Source organism: Pseudomonas sp. DWRC2-2 (assembly GCF_049897885.1).
Taxonomy (GTDB): Bacteria; Pseudomonadota; Gammaproteobacteria; order Pseudomonadales; family Pseudomonadaceae; genus Aquipseudomonas; species Aquipseudomonas azotoformans_A.
The window spans coordinates 1,182,985-1,204,174 of record NZ_JAFCXD010000002.1 but is presented as its reverse complement, the minus strand read 5'-3'; the positions used below and the strand labels follow the sequence as shown (position 1 = coordinate 1,204,174).

Sequence of the window (21,190 nt, the reverse complement as noted above, 5' to 3'; positions counted from 1 at the left end):
AAAAGCTTGAACAGGACGAACTCCTGAACGCTCAGCTCACATAGGGCAGGCATACGTTTGCCGGCCCTTTTCAACTGGTCTAAGACTCAAGAATAGCCATGCTCCCTGCGTTGCGAGAGAGCGATGTTCCAAAGCTTCGAGACTCAGAGCCTTAACCTTGCATGCCTTGACGCCAGAAAGTCTTCTGAAGCGGGCGAGCTATAGCTCATGCGGTTCGATTTCCCGCTTATACATGGTATTTCCACCAGAATGGCGCCCACCTTAATCGCACGTAGCTATCGCTCTCCCATAAGGATAGTCCTATGGCTTAGCCACCCAAATCTCATTCGATCGGCTCTTTGCTCCTAGACAACACTCAAACTTTTTAGCGGCAGTTGAGCTCTTAAAAAACTCATGACACCGGCCTGAGGCACTTCTCAGCCATGTGTTTCTCGAAAAGTCTCACCTCACTAAAAAAGCCGCCGATTGAGGGTAGGTAAAAACTACATGGCGACCATGCGTTGTGAAGCAAGAGAACGGGGCAACAAGACTAGCGTCCAACATGAAAAAAACTTTCTGACCAATGGGGTGTGGAGTGAATCACGTCAACAGATTATAGGCGCAGCCCGGCCACGAGACATAGACCGCGACCTCAACACAGCTCCCTATTTACCCTTAGATGTACGCCAGGGATGCCAGCATCTCAGTGCGGCATGCCACCAGAATATCATCTGCTAACGAGGAGTCGTCTGGGCATGCTCGGGACAGCATAATTGCACCTATCGCGCTGCTCATCAGGCAAATTGCCCTGGCTCGTTTTTCACTCCGACCTTCTTCGCTCAAACCTTTATCATCAACCAAAAGTGCGCCCAGCATGCTCTCAATTCCACCAGCAAAGGTTGCTTTTATACTCTCAGACTGACGGGCTGCGTCCCCGCAAAGTGCCGCAATTGTACACCCGTCCCCAAGGTGATCACGATGCTCGCGGGATACATAGAGCTTGATGAAATCCTTGTGTTCGAGCCCCTTACTTTTCGCCATTGTCTGTGAAAGTCCGCAAGCTGCCGCCTCATCAATCAAATGCGCTTTTGAACTGAAATGCTTGTAAAACCCACCATGGGTGAAGCCCGCAGCAGCCATCAAGTCAACAACCCCCACGCCGTCATAGCCCCGCTCCCGGAAAAGAGTGGAGGCCGTTTTGACTATGTGCGCTCGGTTCATTTCCGCCTGCACCTTAGTGACCCTCATACCCAATGCCTCTATGTTCATTCCAAAGGTGACTCGCTCAATATACTTGGATGTCGATCATCATCAAAGCTGTTGACTAATAAGATTATGATCATCATCATAATAATTCGATCAACTCAACCACAAGGAGCGACGTCATGAGCGAGACCCATCTGACCATCCAGACGCCCTTCACAACCGTTGATGCTGTCCCTCTCGATAACCGCCGACGAGTGAACCTAGCATCCTTTGTCACCAGAGAAAGGCACAAAATTAACTCTTCAAAACGTGCCCTCCTGACTTAGTGCTGGACGCTTTTATCAACGATCAAACATCGAAGCGAGTGAAACAAATCATGACTGACAAGACCTTGTTCGAGCCATACAACCTTGGCGCCTTGAAGCTCTCTAACCGAATTGTGCTTGCTCCGCTCACGCGTAATCGAGCAGGCCCGGGCTTTGTCCCTAGCGAATTCGCAGCCACTTATTACAGCCAGCGAGCATCAGCCGGACTTTTGATTTCAGAAGCGACACAGATATCGCAGCAAGGCCAAGGCTACCAAGATACGCCCGGTATCTACACTCAGGCGCAGATCGATCGTTGGCGCGAGGTTACCGACGCGGTACATGCCAAGGGAGGCCAAATTTTCCTGCAGCTCTGGCATGTAGGCCGGGTTTCACACGCCGACCTTCAGGAGGACAACGCATCGCCTGTCGCCCCTTCGGCGCTCAGAGCGGCCACCAAAACCTTCGTCAACAATAGCTTCGTGGATGTTTCAGAACCTCGAGCTCTCGAAATTGAAGAACTTCCAGGAATTGTGAATGACTTCCGCCAAGGCGCAGCCAACGCGATTGCGGCAGGATTTGATGGCGTCGAAATCCATGGAGCAAACGGTTACTTGCTGGATCAGTTCATAAAGGACAGCGCCAACCTTAGGGCTGATGCTTATGGAGGATCCAAAGAGAACCGTGCACGATTGCTGCTGGAAGTAGCAGCCGCAGTGACCGACGAGATCGGCGCAGACCGTACCGGTGTCCGACTCTCTCCAGTGTCCCCTGCAAATGGTGTTTCAACCCAACACCCGCAGTCTGATTTCGAGTACATCGTCGAGCAACTCAATACGTTGAATCTCGTCTACCTCCATGTCGTAGAGGGTGCCACCGGCGGGCCACGCGATATCGTACCCTTCGATTTTGGCGCCTTGCGTCAGCGGTTCAAAAACACCTACATCGCGAATAACGGCTACGACCTTGAGCTGGCGACGTCGCGAGTAGACGAAGACAAAGCAGATTTGATTGCCTTCGGACGACCGTTCGTTAGCAATCCTGATTTAGTGGAACGATTTAAGACACGCGCCCCATTGTCGCCGCTCAACCCCGTAACGCTTTACGGCGGTGGCGCGGAGGGCTACATCGACTATCCCTCGTTCGCAGACTCCAAATCCGAGTGACCGCTAAGAGGCCGAATAAACGGCGACCTGAGCCTGACGCACCTTTTCTCCCTACTGCTTAAGAGGATGTATCAATGACTATTCGTTCGACTGTACTCATCACTGGGGCCTCCTCGGGCATCGGCGCTACCTACGCTGATCGCTTCGCCAAACGTGGGCACGACCTTGTGCTGGTAGCTCGCGACAAGGTGCGCCTGGAGACGCTGGCGCATCAGCTTCGTAAAGAATACGCGGTCAACATTGATGTTCTTCAAGCAGATTTGACCAAGGTCAGCGACCTGGAGACGGTCGAAGCACGGCTTCGTAACGACGAGAAGATTGGCGTTCTTATCAATAATGCTGGAGCTGCGCAGTCGGGCGGTTTTATTGAGCAGACCGGTGAGAACATCTCTCACCTCGTTTCACTGAACATCACTTCTCTGACGCGACTCGCCAGTGCCGCTGCACACCGATTCTCACAAGCAGGCGATGGCACAATCGTCAACATCGGGTCAGTGGTGGGCTTGGCTCCTGAATTCGGCATGTCCGTCTACGGCGCGACAAAGGCTTTCGTTCTGTTCCTATCCCAGGGGCTGAACCTGGAGCTCTCATCCAAGGGCGTGTTTGTACAAGCTGTCCTACCTGCTGCGACGCGCACCGAAATTTGGGAGCGCGCCGGCATCGACATCAATACACTCGCTGAAGTCATGGAAGTAGGTGAATTAGTCGATGCAGCATTGGTTGGTTTCGACCGACGTGAACTCGTGACTATTCCCCCGTTGTTCGATGAGTCTCGCTGGGAAGCACTACAAACAGCGCGGCAAGCGTTGCTTGGAGAGATTCGCCAGACCCACGCGGCAGAGCGGTATCAACCCGCCTCTTAATCCCCCTTGGGTTGTGGCTCACGCCTGAAGACGGACACCGGTTGACCTGTCGGTGCATTTTCACTTTTCATGACTCTCAATTCGGATCTGACTAATGAAGCCAGTCACAGTTAATTCCGACCATTGCCAAAAGCCTGAATTGGCTACTCGGTATGCAAACGCTGCGAATCAATCGATCAATGTCGGCGGAACCGTTTTTGCCTATCGAGACGTAGGCCCTCGCGTCGGCGTTCCGCTGATCCTCCTGAATCACTGGGGGGCGGTTTTGGATAATTTCGATCCACAGATCATCGATGGCCTTGCTCGCACGCGCCGCATCATCGCAATTAACTACAGGGGGATTGGTGGGTCGGGAGGTTCTGCGCCCGTGACGGTTGCTGAAATGGCAGATGATGCCGTCAAGATGATCCATACAATGAGCTTTGAAAAAGTCGACTTGCTCGGTTTTTCGCTTGGTGGATTCGTGGCCCAGGAAATTGCCCTGAGAACATCAGGTCTCGTACGCAGGTTGATCCTGACAGGCACTGGGCCCGCTGGGGGTAAAGGTATCGACAGGGTTGGTGCTGTGTCATGGCCCCTTATCATCAAGGGATTATTCACATTGCTTGATCCCAAGACCTATCTTTTCTTCACCGGCACAGGGGATGGTCGGCAGGCGGCAAACGCTTTCCTGCACCGCCTCAAAGAGCGCAAGAAAGATCGAGATAAGGCCGCGACACCCATTGCGTTTTTACGACAACTGAAAGCGATTAATGAATGGGGCCGACAGGCACCTCACAATTTGGATGAACTAAAGATCCCAGTTCTCATCGTGAATGGCGATGCCGACATCATGGTGCCAACAGTGAACTCAATCGAGTTGGCTCGTCGCATCGTCAATTCTCAATTGATCATTTATCCAGATGCCGGGCATGGCGGAATTTTTCAACATCACGCCGATTTCGTTTCGAAGGCTTTGACGTTTCTGGACGCCTAACGTTGTTGCCAATACTTGAAGGGAAACAGAGCGCTGCCCATTCGCGCCGTATCTCTATCATCCCCGCATAAGCAAGAGCCAAACCATCATGAAAGCATTTTTTATCGACCGCTACGGCAAAAATACCGGACGTCTTGGCGATCTGCCTGATCCAGAAGTCGGAGCAAAAGATGTCTTGGTGGCAGTGCATGCCACAAGTATTAACTTGCTGGATTCAAAGATCAGAACAGGTGAGTTCAAGCTAATCCTTCCCTACACATTCCCGCTGATACTGGGGAATGATTTGGCGGGAGTGGTTGTTCGCGTAGGAACCGGCGTACGGCACTTCAAGCCAGGCGATGAGGTTTATGCCCGCCCACCACAGGATCAAATCGGCTCATTCGCTGAGCTCATCTGCGTGAGCGAAGACGCTCTCGCATTGAAACCGAAAAACCTAACTATGGAGCAGGCTGCATCCATTCCACTGGTCGCCCTGACGGCCTGGCAGGTGCTCGTTGAGACCGCAAACCTGAAAGAAGGCCAGAAAGTGCTGATCCACGCCGGGTCGGGAGGAGTCGGGACTATTGCTATCCAACTGGCTAAACATCTCGGAGCATTCGTTGCAACGACCACCAGCACAGGCAACGTCCAATGGGTGAAAGCGCTCGGAGCTGATGTGGTAATCGACTACAAAACCCACAGCTTTGAAAACGAGCTTAAAGACTTTGACGTCGTATTGAGCAGTCTGGGCGCAGATGACCTTGAGAAATCGATTAAGGTTTTAAAACCAGGCGGACAACTGATCTCGATCTCCGGGCCACCAACGCCGCAGTTTGCTGAAGAGCAGCGGCTGTCGTGGCCACTTAAGCAAGTCATGCGTTTCCTGAGCAGCGGAATTCGCAGAAAGGCTCGCAAGGCAGATATTAGCTATGCCTTCATTTTCATGCGCGCTAGCGGGGCTCACTTGCGGGAGATCACAGCCCTCATTGAGGCCGGCGTTATCCAACCAGTCATTGATAAATCCTTTGCATTTGAGTCGATTCCAGAAGCACTAACGTACGTCGAGAAGGGTAGATCGAAGGGAAAAGTTGTGGTTGCAATCAAGTAGATACGTGCACCACGGGAACAGACCGCCCAGTATCTGTTTTCTTGGAGTTTGCGACGCAATGAGTCCCTTTATCGGTTCTAGAATTGACGACGAGCAGTACATGGAACGGTTAAATCGTAAGGCTGATGAAAGCGACTGCGAAAGCGCTACAGAACCTCAACCGAATAACGGAGGCCAGGTAGATATTGAGCGCCTCGATGACCATGTGGAGAGCCTGGATAACATCGCCACCGACCAGACGCCACTTCGCGTATTTTGGAACGGCTTGATGCTGGAGCAATAGCAAAACCTGCTTTCGGCGCCTATCCATAAAAGACTCAGATCGGACGGCGCGCTCAACCAGTGGGTGTTCTTTCTCTTTTCATCTGGGTGATCAAGGTAAAGCGATCATCCGGGTGCGTAGTTTCAGAAACAACCATCAGCGCTCCTTCGTCGTCACGGTACTGACGAATGATATTCAAGCCTGGAGATCCAACCTCAGCGTTAAGACTCTTAGCAATCTCCGGACTCAGCAGTACCGCTCGCACTTGCTGGTCGACCACACCGATGTGCCGGCCAAAGTGACGCTCGATCAATGCGGCAATCAACTCGTCCGGATGCTGCTCGGCCAGCTCGATGACTGCTGCGTAGCCTTCCTGTGCGTAAACGTCAGTCCAGCACAGTGGCGCACGCAGGTTCTGCTCATCAACACGGATACTCGACACACAAAAATAATGCTCTCCCGGCTCCATCCCCAGACGCCTAGCCTGCGCAATGTCGGCCACAAAGTGAGTGACATGCTGGATGCAGCGCATTTGGGTTTCCGCCAGATGTACCAGGTCAGAGACCGAAGCCAGCGACTGCGAATAGCCGCCTTTAGGCGAAATCGACTCGACCCGCGTACCCACCCTCTTACGCCGAGAGACTAGGCCCTGGTTCTGCAACTGGGTAATCGCCGCACGCACCGTGTGGCGGCTGACGTCGTACAGCTCACACAACTCAAACTCGGTCGGTAAAAGCGATCCGAGCGGATAGCGACCGCTGGAGATCCCCTCCATCAAGTCTTTTGCAACGACCGCATAGCGCGTGCTCATACCTTTCATCAGTCCCCAACGTTTAGCGAGTTGACAGTGTATCAGTGAGAGCGCAAGAATTATGTACGGACATTATAAATATGTCCGATCAATAAAAAACATATTCAGGAATCCCTCATGTCCAGCACTGTCTTCGACTCAGCCCTGTTCCGCGACATGTTCGGCACCGCCGAGATGCGCAGCGTGTTTTCCGACCAAGCCCTGATCGAACGCTACATTGAAGTGGAAGTGGCCCTGGCCCGGGCCGAAGCGCGCTGCGGCGTAATTCCGGCGGCTGCCGCCGAACAGATTGCCGAGCTGGCAACTTATGCTTCGCTCGATCTGGCATTAATGCAGCACGAGACCGAAATCGTTGGCTACCCAATTCTGCCGCTGGTGGAACAGCTGTCGAAAACCTGCGGTGAAGCTGGCCGCTATGTGCACTGGGGCGCGACCACCCAGGACATCATGGACACCGCCGTTGTCCTGCAAGTACGCGCCGCACTGGCCATCGTCGAACGTGACATTCAAGCAGTACGCGGTTTGCTTGCCGAGCTCGCCCGACGCTATCGCGACACGCCAATGGCCGGCCGCACGCATTTGCAGCACGCATTGCCGATCACCTTCGGCTACAAGTGCGTGGTGTGGCTGAGCATGTTCGACCGCCATGCCGAACGTCTGGTGGAGCTGCGTCCACGCGTGGAAATCGGCCAGTTCGCTGGCGCGGCGGGCACCCTCGCGTCCCTCGGTGATAAAGGCATGGAGGTTCAGGAAGCGCTGATGGCCGAACTCGGCCTCGGCGTGCCGCAAGCCACTTGGCATGTCGCGCGTGACGGTCTGGCGGAAACACTTAACTTCCTCGGCCTGGTCACCGGCTCGCTGGGCAAGGTTGCGCTCGACGTAATGATGATGATGACCAGCGAGCTGGGCGAAGTGTACGAGCCGTTCGTCAAGGGTCGTGGCGCCAGCAGCACCATGCCACAAAAACGTAATCCGATTTCCTGCGAGCTGATGTACGCCGCCGCCAAAGGCGTGCGTCAACATGCCGGACTGATGCTCGACGCAATGATTCAGGACTTCGAACGTTCCACCGGCCCATGGCAAGCCGAATGGATTGCGATCCCGGAAGCCTTCGCCCTCAGCGCTGCCTCGCTGGGTCAGGCTAAATTCATGCTCGCTGGCCTTGAAGTGCGCACGGAGCGCATGCGCAAGAACCTCGACATGACCCAAGGCCTGATCGTTGCCGAAGCGGTGATGATGGGGCTGGCGCCGGCGCTCGGGCGTCAAGTCGCCCACGATGTGGTGTACGCCGCCTGCCGTTTGGCCAACGACCAAGGCACCAGCCTGCTCGAGGCACTGCTCGCTCAGGGGGAAGCCACCGCACAACTGGATATCGAGGAGCTCAAGCGCTTGACCGACCCGGCCAACTACCTGGGCCTCGCCCCGCAGATGGTCGACATCGCCCTAGCTCGAGAGGGCTCCGTTAAACGCTGATACTCATGGGGCTCGCTACATCGAGCCCTTCTGCCCGCAACTCGCTAATAACAACAACGAGACCGCAGACATGACAACCATCAACAATAAACCATTCTACAAAGACTTGACCTTTCAGGTGATCGCCGCAATGGTGCTGGGTATTGCCTTCGGCTTCCTGGCGCCTGAGCTCGCTGCCAAGTTCAAGATCCTCGGCGACATTTTTCTAAAACTGATCAAAACTGCAGTCGCACCGCTGGTGTTCTTTACCGTGGTGCACGGGATCGCGTCCGCGGGGGATATCAAGCGTGTAGGCAAGGTCGGCCTGCGCGCATTGATCTACTTCGAGGTGGTGTCGACCATTGCCCTGGCCCTCGGCCTTCTGTGGGGCAACCTGCTTAACATCGGCTCCGGCATGCACGACGCTCATCCAAGCAGTGCCACCGCCGCTGCCGCCAGTGCTGCCGTCGCCAAGGGACATGCTCCGGCGTCAACCATGGACTTCATCTACGGGATTTTTCCGGACAACTTCGTCGGTGCCTTCGCCGGCGGCCAATTGCTGCAAGTGCTGGTGATTTCGGTGCTGTTCGGCTTCTTCTTGCTAGCACTGAAACCGGAACGCCGAAGCGTGATCGAAGACGGCCTGAGCCGCGTATCGGAGTGCTTCTTCGAGTTCATCAACCTGATCATGAAGTTCGCACCGCTCGGAGCCTTTGGTTCAGTGGCGTACGCGGTCGGCAGTAACGGTTCGGCGGTGCTGATATCGCTGGCTAACCTGGTGCTGATGTTCTATGTCTGCGTAGCATTCTTCATTTTTGTGGTGCTGGGCATCGTTTGCCGTATTTCTGGATTCAGCCTGTGGCGGTTCCTCAAATATATCAAGGATGAGGTGTTCATCGTACTCGGCACCGCGTCATCGGAAAGCGCCCTGCCGCGCCTGCTGCAGAAACTCGAGAAGTTCGGCTGCTCGAAACAGAGCGTCGGCCTAGTGTTGCCCACCGGTTACGCGTTCAACCTCGATGGCACCTCGATATACATGTCGCTGTGCGTGCTGTTTATCGCCAACGCCTATGGCGTGCCAATGACCTGGGAGCAACAGTTGGGCACTATTGCAATCATGCTGGTCACCTCTAAGGGTGCAGCGGCGGTATCTGGCGGCAGCTTCGTAGTATTTGCCGCGACGGTGACGGCAATCGGCGTGCTGCCGGTGGAAGGCTTGGCGTTATTGTTCGGTGTATACCGCTTTATGTCCATGGCCATTGCCACCTGCAATACCATCGGCAACAGCGTTGCTACCGTGGTGGTGTCGAAGTGGTCTGGCGAATTCACCGAGCAAAGCGCGAAGGCTGAATACAATCGAGTGTTTGGACGCAGTGCCGGGGCAGCGCTCTGAAAAAGACTAGCCATACGCGGATCATACCTATCCATAGTTATATGGTGCAGTTTTTTGAAAACACCTAACAGGTAAGAGCCTTTGAAGGGAAATGCCAGTCAGCTAAGCTGACTGGCATTTTTATTCTGGTCGAGTAATTCGTAGAGCTGCAGAATATGCCAGCATACAGTCGATGAGGAAAATACCTGTTCAACTCCATTTGGCAGACCGTACACGCATTAGAACCTTGTTAGCCATACTGGGTTCTGGCGAAGTTTTAACACGCACGGAGTTAAGGCTGGCCGGGCATTCATCTGGCAGCACCGCCTTCGCAAATAAAGTGCAAACTGACCTACGTCGGGTCACCAACTGCCTAATGCCATTTCTTTAAGTGAAATCGAAGAGCTGTCGTACAATTTCATAGCTCAATATCTAACGGGTTCGGTGACTGCATTAAGATGACACCTGCAGGCGCTGGCCTAGCAGTATAATTGTCATGCGATAGCCCCCCGGCCAAAGATGTCGAAAGGATGCTTAAAACTCACGACAGGGGTAAATTTCAGCGGAAAACGTCTTTCTCGAACGTTAACAATGTCTGACGGCTCAATTTAGCTTGCTCGACCATAGAAGAGCCAAACCGAGCGTTCAAACCTCATACTGCGCTGAGAATAAAGGCAAAATTATGGATTAATTCCAGTACCTAGGTGAGGCGCATAAAAAATCCGATGCTAATACAAACATCGGATTTTGATTTTTGCTGCCAAAGATCAAGCGCCAGGAGTTAACTGATCGACATGAGGTAAAAGAACCCAGTTTAGTCTCAGTTAAACTCGGACTCTACCTCAGACCACAGGCTCACCCTGCGGCCGCGACTCTTGAAGAACTCAATCTCTCGTTTGATACCAGAGCTCAAATCCCAACCAGGAAGGTCAAGGATAACCAACTCCTCCAATGTCTCCATGAAGAACGCATCGACCGGCGCCCAGAGCTTGCCGATAGCCACGCTATCTTTGCCTTCGAAGGCTAGGTTGATCGGATGAGACATTGAGACCTGGCTGAACACGGCGTTGCCAGACTCAACTATCGCTGCAGCTACGTTGTTGCACGTAATGAATCGATCATGTGTTACCGAAGCATCGGCGTGGCTATACGGGCAGGCTAGAAAAATTTTTCGCATTTTGACCTCGTTAGAACGGAAGGACTCTCTGCCCTTCCTGGTTATGGAAAACTTGACTTCAAGCAGGCTGGGCTACCGCGATACCACTCTCGGCTGCTGCTTCCTCACGCTCTTTTTCCGCAGCTTCATAACGCTGGGCGGCAGGTACCGATATCTTGATAGCGATTGCGACAGCGAGCAGGCCGCCGAAAAGCTTGGCCAACAAAATTGGCATGATCAGCGTCGGCTGGAAGTTAGCGGTGAAGGCTAAATGATCCCCGATGGTTGCCTGTGCACAGACACCTAGGGCGACACACAGGACTTTGTCCCTGGCATTCATTTTCTTGAACAAGTGATATACGGCGATGATGTTCGCAAATACCATTACGAACGCTGCGGCGCCATCTGGTGAAAGTCCGAGGTGCTTACCCATGACTTCCATCGGCTTTTTGCAGTAGCGGTTGAACAGGTAGCAGATAGGGAAAGTGCCAGCGAGCATGATGCCGATGTAACCGGCAATTTCGATGGCCCGGAACAATTCTTTCTGGTCTGCAAACATCGGATCAAAGCCCCAGACACCGAAGTTCTTCATGAAGAAACCGGTGAAGTGCTCGACGATTGCCAGAGCCAATATGATCTTGATAAAGGCATCCATCACCTTACCGAATACCAAGAAGCCGCCAACCATGATGGTCGCCTTGTAGCGTAGCCCAGTAGCCAACAAGAAGCAGAAAACAAACAATGGAGCGAGTAACTTCACACAACCGGCAAAGTCGAGCGTGAGGTAATGAAGCGCAGGTGATGTTGTCGATACAATTTCACGAACCGGGATATTGAAAGCGGTGATCATCGTCAGCGATGCAAGCACAGCAAATGGAATGCTGATCAGACCCGCCATAGCTCCCAAAGCCAAATATTTGTGATCCTTGCGATCCAGCATCATGAGACCGACGGGAATCAGGTAAACGATGGTAGCGCCGGATGTGTACCCGACAATCATCGCAGTGATCCACATGTCTCGGTTTGCTGCCAATGCATCAGCGAGCTGATATCCGCCCATGTCCACCGCGATAATCGAAAGTGCCGCGATGGATACATCGGAGCCCATGGCTCCGAAGTATGGCCCAAGCGCCACCTCAATGAATTTGGACAGGTAAGGAATCGCAACCATGATTCCTGCCTGGGCCAAGAACACGGGCCCGATGGAATGAATGCCATTAACGAATTCCTTGCCCAAGCCGCTTTCCGGTTTGATCACGGAAGCGAATGCCCCAACAACAGCACCGATCATGATTAGGTAAATAACGTAGTTTCCAAATTCCGCCATTGCGCCCACCTGCATGTGTTTTGAGTCGACTACTTTTCAGGGCAGAAGCTCTAAAGTTCTTATCTGATATGTCCTGAGCACCTCGCGGTGGGTCAGACATCATGTCTAATGACTGTTTCTAACAAATCCACGGTTGGATGGTTTTGAATCGTGCCCACCCATCCCTTCCTCGCCGTATTACTAAACACTTCACATGCCATTCGTTGTTTTTATGTGGTTTTGAGTATTAAACCCACTAGAAACGGTCAACTCCTCGGCGTATTCTGGTTTGCAGCCTTGCGGCGTAACGGACACCAGTCGAGGTCGGTTTTTCTGAATGCCAAATTCAGTAGCCCACGGCTTCGCATAGGCGGGATCAGCAACGTTACCCCCGCCTCTTTTGTGTGCCCAGGTAACAGAGATGCGCCCCAACAGAGCACTTCGCGTAGCACTAGAGGAAGACACATGCGCCCTACAGAACGACGTCAACATATCCTTGAGCTTTTGCGACAGCGCGAACGAATTTCAGTGGATGAGTTGGCTCGCACGCTCAGCACGTCCCAGGAAACGATCCGCAGGGATCTGACTGTCTTGTCCGAAGATGGTCAGGTCACCAAGTTTCATGGCGGCGCATCTCTTCCACCGAGTGGGGAGCATGAAAATGCATTCCAGACTCGGATGAATGAGTATTCACCGGAAAAGCGAGCGGTTGCCCGATATGCCGCCGGACTCTATGCGCCGGGCGACAGCGTTCTGATCGACACCGGAACTACGACGCTATTTTTTGCTCGGGAATTAGCAAAGCTCAGCCGTATCACCGTGATAACCAACTCCCTGCTAATCGCAGGAAGCATTGGTGCGAGTGGCAACAGGGTTTTCATGATCGGCGGGGAATACCGGCCGGAGTCAGAACAAAACATCGGCGCATTGGCCATGGAGCAAATATCCAGGTTCAATGCCGAACATGCCGTCGTTACAATCGGGGCCTTGAGTTCAGATGGCGCCTTTGACTTTTCAATTGAAGAAGCTGAAATCACACGAGCAATGATTGCGCGCACGCGTTATCTCACAGTGATTGCAGACTCATCGAAAATGGGCAAACGCGCTTTGTTCCAGGTATTTCCACTGGAGCGAATAGATCGACTGATCATCGATCGCTTGCCTATGGGTGAGCTTGCCAAAGCGTTGGCGGATGCTCACGTTGAGGTTCATGAGGCTCCACCAATCAGCAGGTCAGAATGGCAGTGAACCGTTTGGGTGGGCTTTGATAGCCCACCGTTGATAGCCTCAGCCGGCCCGCTTACTCAGAGAGCCGAGCCGACGAGACAGATCCTGCATGCCTTGGCTAAGAGAGCTTAGTGCTGCCGCATCTTTTGCCGCCTCCTCGCTAGCAGCATGAATGCGTACCGCTAGCTCATTGATCTCCTGGGTAACGTGACTCTGCTCCTGAGCAGAGACTGCAATCTGACGTGCACGCTGGACGATGTCATCGAACCCGGCAACCGTACCTTCCAGCGATTGTTTGAGTGTGCCTGCCTGCTCGGAAACAACGCGCGTACGAGCTTCACCGGCAACCATCGTGTTTACGGCTGTCACTGACGCTAAACGAAGATCGCTGATCATCAGCTGAATTTGATCGGCGGAGGCCTGGGTTCTACCCGCCAGTGTTCTCACTTCATCCGCAACCACAGCGAACCCTCTTCCCTGCTCCCCTGCACGTGCGGCCTCAATAGCTGCATTGAGCGCCAGCAAGTTTGTTTGCGCGGAAATAGACTTGATCACGTCTAACACATTACTGACGCTCTCGATGTCTGTACCGAGTTTAGTAATAGCCCCAGCTGCTCCAGAGATATCCCCCGTGAGTGAGGCAATTGTCTCGCCATTCTCCTCGACCTGACCTTGGCTTAATCGCGCGTTGGTGAGCGAAACTTCCGCAGTAGTGGAGCAATCGCCAGTATTTCTTGCGACCTCCTGAGCGCTGGAAGCCATTTCAGTAACCGCTGTAGCAAGTAGGGTATTTTCCTGACGCTGCTGATCAGCGCGTTCTGCCATAACAACTGAAAGCTCCGCGACTGCATCCGCCTGCGTTTGCAGAGTTGAAGAATCTGCCGCAATGCTATCCAGCATGCCCTGCAACTTCCCGGCATAACCGTTCACCGCAATTCTAAGCAGCCCTATCTCGTCGTGCCGAACGATAGTCAACTTTGCCTCTGCTGAGACATCGGAGCTTCCGAGATTGCTAATTTGCCAGGTGGTTTCCTCGACCAATTTCATCAAGGACTTTCCGGCGAGCCACGCCATGAAGAACAGGATCATCAGGACAGGGATTAGAATGATGAGAATATCCTGAGTGAGCTGACCAGCGAGTGCAGTCATAGTCTTTTCGGGACTTACAAGACCGATGACCCATCCGGTGTCAGGAATGCCTATCAAGCTGACATAGGCTCCTGACCCAAAGGTCTTTTCGTTCGTAACACGGATCGTACCGATCTTTGCGCCAGGTTGCGCACGCCATCTCGAGACTTGATCGAACCAAGGGTATTGATTATTCGCTTGGGTATTTTCTGCCACCCTGCCACCCGGCTGCACTCCAGGTAAAAACAGAACATTCCCGGATCTATCTACAGCGAATGCGTAGCCTCCCGTTACACCACCGTTGGCTTTAAGAAAATCCGCCAAGCCCGTCAGCGCAACATCTATCGTCGCCACACCTGCAAATTTACCAACGCGGTTGTAGCCAACAGCACAAGTAGTCATCAGCACTTTACTGACTGGGTCGACGTAGGCGTCAGACCATCCACACTTACCTGCTGGCGCTTGGGCACCCTGCTTGTACCAGTCGGAGGCTTGGTATGGCGCGATGCTTGGATCGTTATTTTCTGCCGAGAACGCGAGTACACCCTGGGATGATCTCGCCCAGTAAAAACTGTAGAGGCTTATGCCTGGCTTGATAACATTTGGCTCCGGCCAAAGCCCACCTCCTGCGATATCTGCGTCGCCTCCGGAGTTGATAATGGGCTGCACGTTCGCTTTGATCTGATCATCACTGACCGGTAAAGACTCGCCCAAGCTGGCGATAGACGCAGTACGCCCTTCGATGTCGGCAAGCTTAATTTGTAATTGCCGAGATATGGCAAGTGCTGACTGCTCTGCTCCCTCGGTCTGAGCTTCTATTAATTTGGGCTCCCCTCGCAGAACAATTACGCCGTAAATAAACGAGGCGATCACCAGCAAGAGAAATACCAGTGCCACGGTAAACCGGGCGACTATTGTCTTCAGCACAAGAATGCTCCACACGATGCTAGACACAGGAAAACTGCGGCCCATCGGGCCGCAGTCTCGGTGTGCCGTATTTTTTAGAGATAGGTGCCGAGAGCCGGCATCCGCTCCAGTTGCTTGCGGCGGTTAATCCAGACCGACAAGAAAACCAAAACGCCTACACCCATGGATGCCAGTACATACATTTGTGCAACGCGGAAGTCAGACGGGATGATAAACACGCACATTTCTACGAACAGCCAGATACATGCACCGGCGACAACTGGCCACTCCCATTTGCCCAGTGTGAAATCATCAGGGTGATGAACGTGTTTGTGACGGGTGAAGATGTAGAGCAGAACCGTTCCGCTATAAAGCAGGGCAGGAAACAGCGTCGCCGCTCCCAGCAGCTGAGTTAACGCATCAGGGCTTGTGTAGAAGCTCAAAACGATAGCAATCGAGACAACGCCGGCCAGCACGGTGGCCCATAGTGGGCCGCCTGTAGGACGAGGCACCACACTCAGCTTTTCAGAGAATGGCAGACGCCCATCGCGAGCCATAGCATGAATCAGACGGCTATTACTGGTCATGATCACAAGACCGCAGGCGAAAATCGCGATGCACACCACCACCAGCACGATTTTACTAAATACCTCCCCTAACGTCATACGGATCACATCAGCTACCGGGGCAGAACTTTTCGTCAGTTCCTCAATATGATCACCAAGTCCGAGGCTGACGACTATCAGAAAAAGCGTCCCCAGTACGCCACTCACCAGAATCGCGTTGACCATTGCTCGGGGAACGACTTGCTTCGGGTTATGAGTTTCTTCGGCCAGATTAGCGGCAGACTCCCAACCAACCAGTGTGAACGCGCCGAGCAACCCGGACAACATGAACGGCCCAAGCCAACCATAGTAATTGTCGGTGTGAATGATGCCTGTCGAGACAAGATTTGACGCATTACCTTTACCGAAAAAAGCCACCGCCACGCCAATAGCCACGATCAAGCCAAACACCGCCAATACCTCTGCTCCAACAGCCATGTTGTTAATTTTCGTCAGGATAGGGGTAGACCAGATGATCAGTAACATCTGTACCACCAGCAGCGCGACTGTCGTGGATGCCCCAGCAGCTGCCGTGTACTCCCAACCTAGAAGCGGAAATAACGCCACCTGGGCGAGACTGTAATCTACCGCCACTGCAACAATGGCCAGAAAGGCAAAGCTTGCCCAGCCAAACCACCACCCCAGCACGGGATTGACCAAACGACTCGCCCACTGATAGCTGAAACCTGACAATGGAATTTTGCTGGCTAGCAGGCCGAACACCAATGCAACCAGAAGTGTTCCAAGTGTCACTATTGGCCAAGTCCAAATACCCACAGGGCCACTCGAAGCCAACATACTTCCGTAAGTTGCAAACAACCCGGTTGTAATTGATATGAATGAAAAAGCTACAGCAAAAGACTCAAATTTCCCTAACGTTCTTTCGAATTGAGCCTGATAACCTTCTTCGCCCACTGTCGTACTTGAGCAGTGCGCCTGAGCGCTTGCTTTATAATCAGACATTTAATGTCTCCTGGTGTGTGCACCGCGAACAGACTTCCCCTAATTCGCTCTTGATGGGCGAGTAGTTGGAGTCCTTTATATTCAACGCACTTCACATGCCAGACTGTTTTTCCGCTGTGGAATTGCGTTTTCTTCAAAGCTCAAACGGTCAAACGATCAAATAAGCAGGCAGCTAACAAGACTGAACTGAGCAAAAGAGGTGTCTCATCTTTTGCACGACTTTCAGCGGCCGAATGGAGATTTCCTAACGCCAGTCTCTGCAGCGCTTAACCGCATCAGAGAAGGTACTGCGCCACTGAAGCGCTTGTTCTGCGCTCACTTTCGGCCTGAACTTGGTACTGGTGTTACGTGGTGGCTTTAAATCGACACCAATACCTTTAGCAGCCAAAGCCGCGCACCCAAAAGAGGTCAGCTCATCAAAACGCTGGGTAACAATGCACCGCTGAAGCGCATCAGCCAGAAACTGGGCGAAGTAAGGGCTGCGCGCTAATCCACCATCAATAGACAAGCGATCGGTAACCTTGAGAAACCCGTCCATCGCGGTGATGACTTCAACACTCCTTAAAGCGACACCTTCAAGTAGGGCCTGACACATATCCTGGCGCGTTGTACCTCCATTCATACCTACCCAGAGTGCGGCGGCGCTTCGATCCCAGTGCGGACACCCCAGGCCCGAAAGAGCAGGCACAAACGCTAATTGACGAGAGATAGCGGGCGGTTCATCGAAAGCTGCCAACTCCGAGAAGTCAGAAAATAGACCCAGCCGCCCCGCCCATTCAACGGCAGCACTTGCGTCATACACACCACCATCCATCGCGTAAGTTGGCTTACCATCTATTTGCCAGGCGATCGTGGCCAAAAGACCTTTATCGGGGGCGCGAATGATCTGGTCACCTGTCAACGTCAGCGCAAAAGCTCCGGTACCGAAAGTAATCTTCGCGTCACCTTCGCTTCGACATCCATGCCCATAGAGAGATGCCTGCTGATCGACGATGGAAGCAGTGACAGGGGTGATTCCGATTTCGCCAAAAGTACCAACTGTGTCTCGAATTTCCGGCAACGACTCAATGGGCACGCCGAAGAGCTCACAGAGTTCAGCGTCCCATTGCCCAGTAGACAAATTCATGAGCGACGTTCGCGAAGCCGTGGTTACATCTGTGGCAAAGACACCAGTGAGCCGATCCAGAAAGTAGGCATCGGTCGTACCAAGACGAAGCCGTCCAGCGCTGAGCGCGGTTTTCGCTGCGGGAAGATTTTTCACTATCCAGGCAAGCTTGCTCGCAGAAAAATACGGGTCAAGTGGCAACCCTGCCCGCTCAAGTGTTACAGCTTCGCGGCCCTCACTGCGCAGCTTGGTAATCTCAGCTGCAGTGCGATTGTCCTGCCACACAATAACCGGAGAAAGTGGCTCTCCAGTTTTCGCATCCCAAGCCAGGCAGCTTTCACCTTGGTTCGCGATACCGATTGCATCCACTCGGCCAGTGGATTCCAGACAGCGCTGGATATTGTTGAGGAGCTCCAATGGGTCGTGTTCAACCCAACCTGGATGAGGGTGATGCTGTTGATGGCGCAGCGAGAGCTGGATATCAGCTGATCCATTCTGGTCGACTACCAATACACGGGTACTGGTAGTGCCTTGATCGATAGCGGCAATACGCATACTTCAGGTCTCCTCGGCTGTTCTTTCTTATTCGGCGACAAAGTCGACTTCAAGTTGCTGTACGCCCTGGGGCACGTTCAAGCTAGAAATGGGTATCAGGATCCTTCGCTCTGGAAGTGAAGAAGCGGAGCGCGACCACAAGTCCTTCCCGTCGGCCCTCACGACCAAGCGCCCACGAGCGGCCTTGCTCACTCGCATCTGGAGATGTTTCATTCCTTGGACAGGGGAAAGACTCAATCGCTGAGGAACACACAGCTTCAGTTCGCCTTTGCAAAGGATCTCAACCGTCTGTTCAACTGGGGGGAGTTGCCGATTCAAGTCGCGAGCGATAAAGCTGGCGATCTTGCGCCCCTCCCGAAATGACCAACCGGCTGTCTCAACGGGACGCAACAGATTTCCGGCGGCAAAATAAGCGGGGTCAGAACAACGCCCATACTGGTCAATTACAGGCCCGCCACTTTTAGGATCAAGCTTCAATTCACTCAGTCGTACCAGGCTGGACTCGGGAATAAACCGTCCAGTTAGGAGTACGCCGTCGCAGTCAAACTCTTTCAGGCTGCCATCAGCCAATCGCACGCTCGCGCCTTCGACGCGACCCGTGCCATGAATTTCAACGAGCTGTGCGCCGTAATGCATCGGCACACCGCACAGGCGTGGAAAAAGAGACAGCGGCCAGCGCGCGGTGGCCCGATTATTAGCCTCGATCATCGCCACTGGCTTAATGCCCACACGCCTGCAGCTCATGATTGAAGACAAGCTGACCAGCTCAGTGCCGATTATTAGCGGGCGGTCAAACGGCTTAAGGTGTTCCAAGTAAAGATACGACTGGAACGCGCCAGTATTGATAACCCCCAAAGGACGATCCCCACCCACCAACCGTGCCGAGCGCGGCGTCTCCCTTGCCCCGGTTGCAATCAAGACTCTCTGAGCCTGGAGGGTGACGGCACCTTCAGGACTGACAATTTCCAACCGACCGTTTGCACCCAGCTTGGTCACCGAATGCCTCAAACGTATGTCCACCCCGACTTTCAGAGCTTCACTAACGTTCCGACGGGCATAGTCCGGCCCTGTGTAGATCCTGCCGTATTCCCAGAATCCAAATGGTGGGTGGCCGCAGTGACGAGGAATGCCACCCGCTTCAGGTTCTCGCTCGATAACGACAACCTTATTGACGCCCAATTTACGAAGCTCCACCGCTGCGGAGAGACCGGATGGCCCTCCACCAATAATGGCTACGTCAACGTTTTCAATTTCAATGGGATTCATGACAAGCACCTGTAGCGAGCGGAATAGCCAAACGACTGGCACTTAGTTCAGCCACCCGCGCTCCGCAATAGAAACCCTGGCAACGCCCCATGCAGGCGCGCGTGCGTCGCTTCAGGCCCCCGAGATCTCCTGGAGGAAGATCACTGGCCAACGCGGCGTTGATTTCCCTGAGCGTGACCATTTCGCAGTGACAAATGATCTCTCCGTAACCAGGTTTCTGGTAATCACGCACTAGATGTTCTGCGAGATTTGGCAGCGTCGGCCACTGGAGTCTTTCAACTGCAAGTGGTGAGTGACGCCCTTCGTAGAGAGAGAAGGCATGCTTGGCGATGCCCAGTGCCGCTGTCAGCCCAGTTGACCGGATACCGCCCACAGTGATCCAGTTTTTACCGTCGACTTTGTGTACCCGATATTCCTTCTTCTCGCTGGCAGGTCGTAATGCGGCATACGTGGCGGTCACTGGCATGCCCTCCAGGGCGGGGATCCGCTCAACTGCAGCGTCGATCAACTGCTGCAGAACTTTACTATCGAGCCCAGCATGAATTCGATCGTCCTGCTCTTCAGCGGTCGGGCCCACCAGCAAATTGCCGTAAACCGTTTTCGTTAACACGATGCCTTTCGTGCGCTCGTTCGGCACCGGCAAAATGATGTTGGTCAAATAGCGTGAAGCAGCCTTATCGAAGACTACGAATTGGCCTTTGCGCGGATGAATGGAGAAGGTGGACTCACCCAGCAGATTCTGCTCAAGGTGGTCACCGAACAGCCCTGCGCAATTGATGACCGTCCGAGCCTTGCAGACACCGGCATTAGTGTTGAGCGACCATGTCTGACCATCAAACTGACCATCGGTCACCTGCGCATTAAAACGGACTTGAGCTCCATGCAGCATCGCTTGCAGCAGATAACCCAATGGGGCAGACCACGGGTCGATCAGGAACTCGCCTGGCACTTGCGCAGCACCGAGTGCATTCGGCGCGAGACTAGGCTCCAACGCCCTGACACGAGCGCGATCGATGAACTGCACATCCGCGACGCCATTGTCATGAGCTTGCTGAATGATCCCTTCCAACTTACTGAGGTCATCCTCGTTCCACGCCACGACCATCGCCCCAGTCTCGAGCAGCGGCAACGACATTTTTTGGTAAATGTCCAGATACTCCTGGTACCCAGCCTTCATGCACTGAAGCTCCAAACTTCCACGTGGCGCATCAAAGCCGGTGTGCAGAATCGCGCTGTTGCCTTTACTTGCCCCGGACAAGATGTCAGGACTTTTTTCAAGCAGAAGGACGCGCGCTCCTTCGAGCGTGAAGCGTCTTACCATTGCGCATCCCACAACGCCGCCGCCGATGACGACGACGTCGTAGGCGTCAGTGTGGTTGGGGAATGATTTCGTCATGAGCTCGCCTATCTTGGTGAAGACTTGATGACTGAAGATGTGTGCACCGCATATGCCACTGACCGATTTGTCGTTTAAATGACCGATTTACTTGGCTA

The 21,190-nt window shown here is 53.5% G+C and carries 18 protein-coding genes; 8 read left to right on the top strand and 10 right to left on the bottom strand.

What is annotated here, in order from left to right:
• Positions 1–654 precede the first annotated feature (654 nt).
• Entirely contained in the window at positions 655–1,227 is a 573-nt protein-coding gene (locus ACP7EW_RS14215) for a TetR/AcrR family transcriptional regulator (RefSeq protein WP_426217771.1), read from the bottom strand.
• A gap of 334 nt (positions 1,228–1,561) precedes the next feature.
• Between ACP7EW_RS14215 and ACP7EW_RS14210 the strand changes: the two genes are divergently transcribed.
• From ACP7EW_RS14210 to ACP7EW_RS14190, 5 genes are all read left to right on the top strand, one after another.
• Complete coding sequence (locus ACP7EW_RS14210; RefSeq protein WP_426217769.1) at positions 1,562–2,656, top strand: alkene reductase; 1,095 nt, start codon at positions 1,562–1,564, stop codon at positions 2,654–2,656.
• A gap of 74 nt (positions 2,657–2,730) precedes the next feature.
• Entirely contained in the window at positions 2,731–3,519 is a 789-nt protein-coding gene (locus ACP7EW_RS14205; RefSeq protein ID WP_426217767.1) for an SDR family NAD(P)-dependent oxidoreductase, read from the top strand.
• Positions 3,520–3,613: 94 nt separating this feature from the next.
• A complete protein-coding gene (locus ACP7EW_RS14200) occupies positions 3,614–4,495 on the top strand; it encodes an alpha/beta fold hydrolase (protein WP_426217765.1) in 882 nt (293 codons plus the stop codon).
• A gap of 88 nt (positions 4,496–4,583) precedes the next feature.
• On the top strand, positions 4,584–5,582 hold the full coding sequence (locus ACP7EW_RS14195; RefSeq protein ID WP_426217763.1) for an NADP-dependent oxidoreductase: 999 nt from the start codon (positions 4,584–4,586) through the stop codon (positions 5,580–5,582).
• 58 nt (positions 5,583–5,640) lie between these two features.
• A complete protein-coding gene (locus tag ACP7EW_RS14190) occupies positions 5,641–5,865 on the top strand; it encodes a hypothetical protein (protein ID WP_426217761.1) in 225 nt (74 codons plus the stop codon).
• A gap of 52 nt (positions 5,866–5,917) precedes the next feature.
• Here ACP7EW_RS14190 and ACP7EW_RS14185 read toward each other — a convergent pair whose 3' ends face one another.
• A complete protein-coding gene (locus tag ACP7EW_RS14185; protein WP_426217759.1) occupies positions 5,918–6,655 on the bottom strand; it encodes a GntR family transcriptional regulator in 738 nt (245 codons plus the stop codon).
• Positions 6,656–6,772: 117 nt separating this feature from the next.
• On the opposite strand from ACP7EW_RS14185, the gene ACP7EW_RS14180 reads away from it, so the two are divergent.
• Positions 6,773–8,128, top strand: a complete 1,356-nt coding sequence (locus ACP7EW_RS14180) for a class-II fumarase/aspartase family protein (protein WP_426217757.1) — start codon at positions 6,773–6,775, stop codon at positions 8,126–8,128.
• Between the two features lie 15 nt (positions 8,129–8,143).
• Here ACP7EW_RS14180 and ACP7EW_RS14175 read toward each other — a convergent pair whose 3' ends face one another.
• Positions 8,144–8,200, bottom strand: coding sequence for a lipoprotein (locus tag ACP7EW_RS14175; protein WP_426218071.1), 57 nt, complete (start codon positions 8,198–8,200; stop codon positions 8,144–8,146).
• On the opposite strand from ACP7EW_RS14175, the gene ACP7EW_RS14170 reads away from it, so the two are divergent.
• Positions 8,199–9,500 carry a cation:dicarboxylate symporter family transporter gene (locus ACP7EW_RS14170; RefSeq protein WP_426217755.1) on the top strand — a complete coding sequence of 434 codons (1,302 nt, stop codon included), beginning with the start codon at positions 8,199–8,201 and terminating at the stop codon, positions 9,498–9,500. The genes ACP7EW_RS14175 and ACP7EW_RS14170 overlap by 2 nt on opposite strands.
• A 799-nt stretch (positions 9,501–10,299) precedes the next feature.
• Here ACP7EW_RS14170 and ACP7EW_RS14165 read toward each other — a convergent pair.
• Entirely contained in the window at positions 10,300–10,656 is a 357-nt protein-coding gene (locus tag ACP7EW_RS14165) for a DUF1937 family protein (RefSeq protein WP_426217753.1), read from the bottom strand.
• A 58-nt stretch (positions 10,657–10,714) separates the two neighbouring features.
• The gene (gene eutH, locus ACP7EW_RS14160) at positions 10,715–11,962 is read right to left on the bottom strand and encodes an ethanolamine utilization protein EutH (protein WP_426217751.1); all 1,248 of its coding nucleotides are present in this window, start codon (positions 11,960–11,962) and stop codon (positions 10,715–10,717) included.
• 444 nt (positions 11,963–12,406) lie between these two features.
• Between eutH and ACP7EW_RS14155 the strand changes: the two genes are divergently transcribed.
• Positions 12,407–13,189: a DeoR/GlpR family DNA-binding transcription regulator gene (locus ACP7EW_RS14155; RefSeq protein ID WP_426217750.1), complete on the top strand. Its 783-nt coding sequence runs from the start codon at positions 12,407–12,409 to the stop codon at positions 13,187–13,189.
• Between the two features lie 39 nt (positions 13,190–13,228).
• Here the strand turns inward: ACP7EW_RS14155 and ACP7EW_RS14150 are convergent, their stop codons facing one another.
• The 5 genes from ACP7EW_RS14150 to ACP7EW_RS14130 form a co-directional block, all read right to left on the bottom strand.
• Positions 13,229–15,268: a methyl-accepting chemotaxis protein gene (locus ACP7EW_RS14150; protein ID WP_426217749.1), complete on the bottom strand. Its 2,040-nt coding sequence runs from the start codon at positions 15,266–15,268 to the stop codon at positions 13,229–13,231.
• Between the two features lie 29 nt (positions 15,269–15,297).
• Positions 15,298–16,770, bottom strand: a complete 1,473-nt coding sequence (locus ACP7EW_RS14145) for an amino acid permease (RefSeq protein WP_426217748.1) — start codon at positions 16,768–16,770, stop codon at positions 15,298–15,300.
• Between the two features lie 244 nt (positions 16,771–17,014).
• Positions 17,015–18,430 (bottom strand): FGGY-family carbohydrate kinase, encoded by a 1,416-nt coding sequence (locus ACP7EW_RS14140; RefSeq protein WP_426217746.1) that lies wholly within the window; start codon positions 18,428–18,430, stop codon positions 17,015–17,017.
• Between the two features lie 27 nt (positions 18,431–18,457).
• Entirely contained in the window at positions 18,458–19,696 is a 1,239-nt protein-coding gene (locus ACP7EW_RS14135) for an NAD(P)/FAD-dependent oxidoreductase (protein WP_426217744.1), read from the bottom strand.
• The gene (locus tag ACP7EW_RS14130; protein ID WP_426217742.1) at positions 19,683–21,092 is read right to left on the bottom strand and encodes an NAD(P)/FAD-dependent oxidoreductase; all 1,410 of its coding nucleotides are present in this window, start codon (positions 21,090–21,092) and stop codon (positions 19,683–19,685) included. The genes ACP7EW_RS14135 and ACP7EW_RS14130 overlap by 14 nt, the downstream gene beginning before the upstream one ends.
• Between the last annotated feature and the right edge of the window lie 98 nt (positions 21,093–21,190).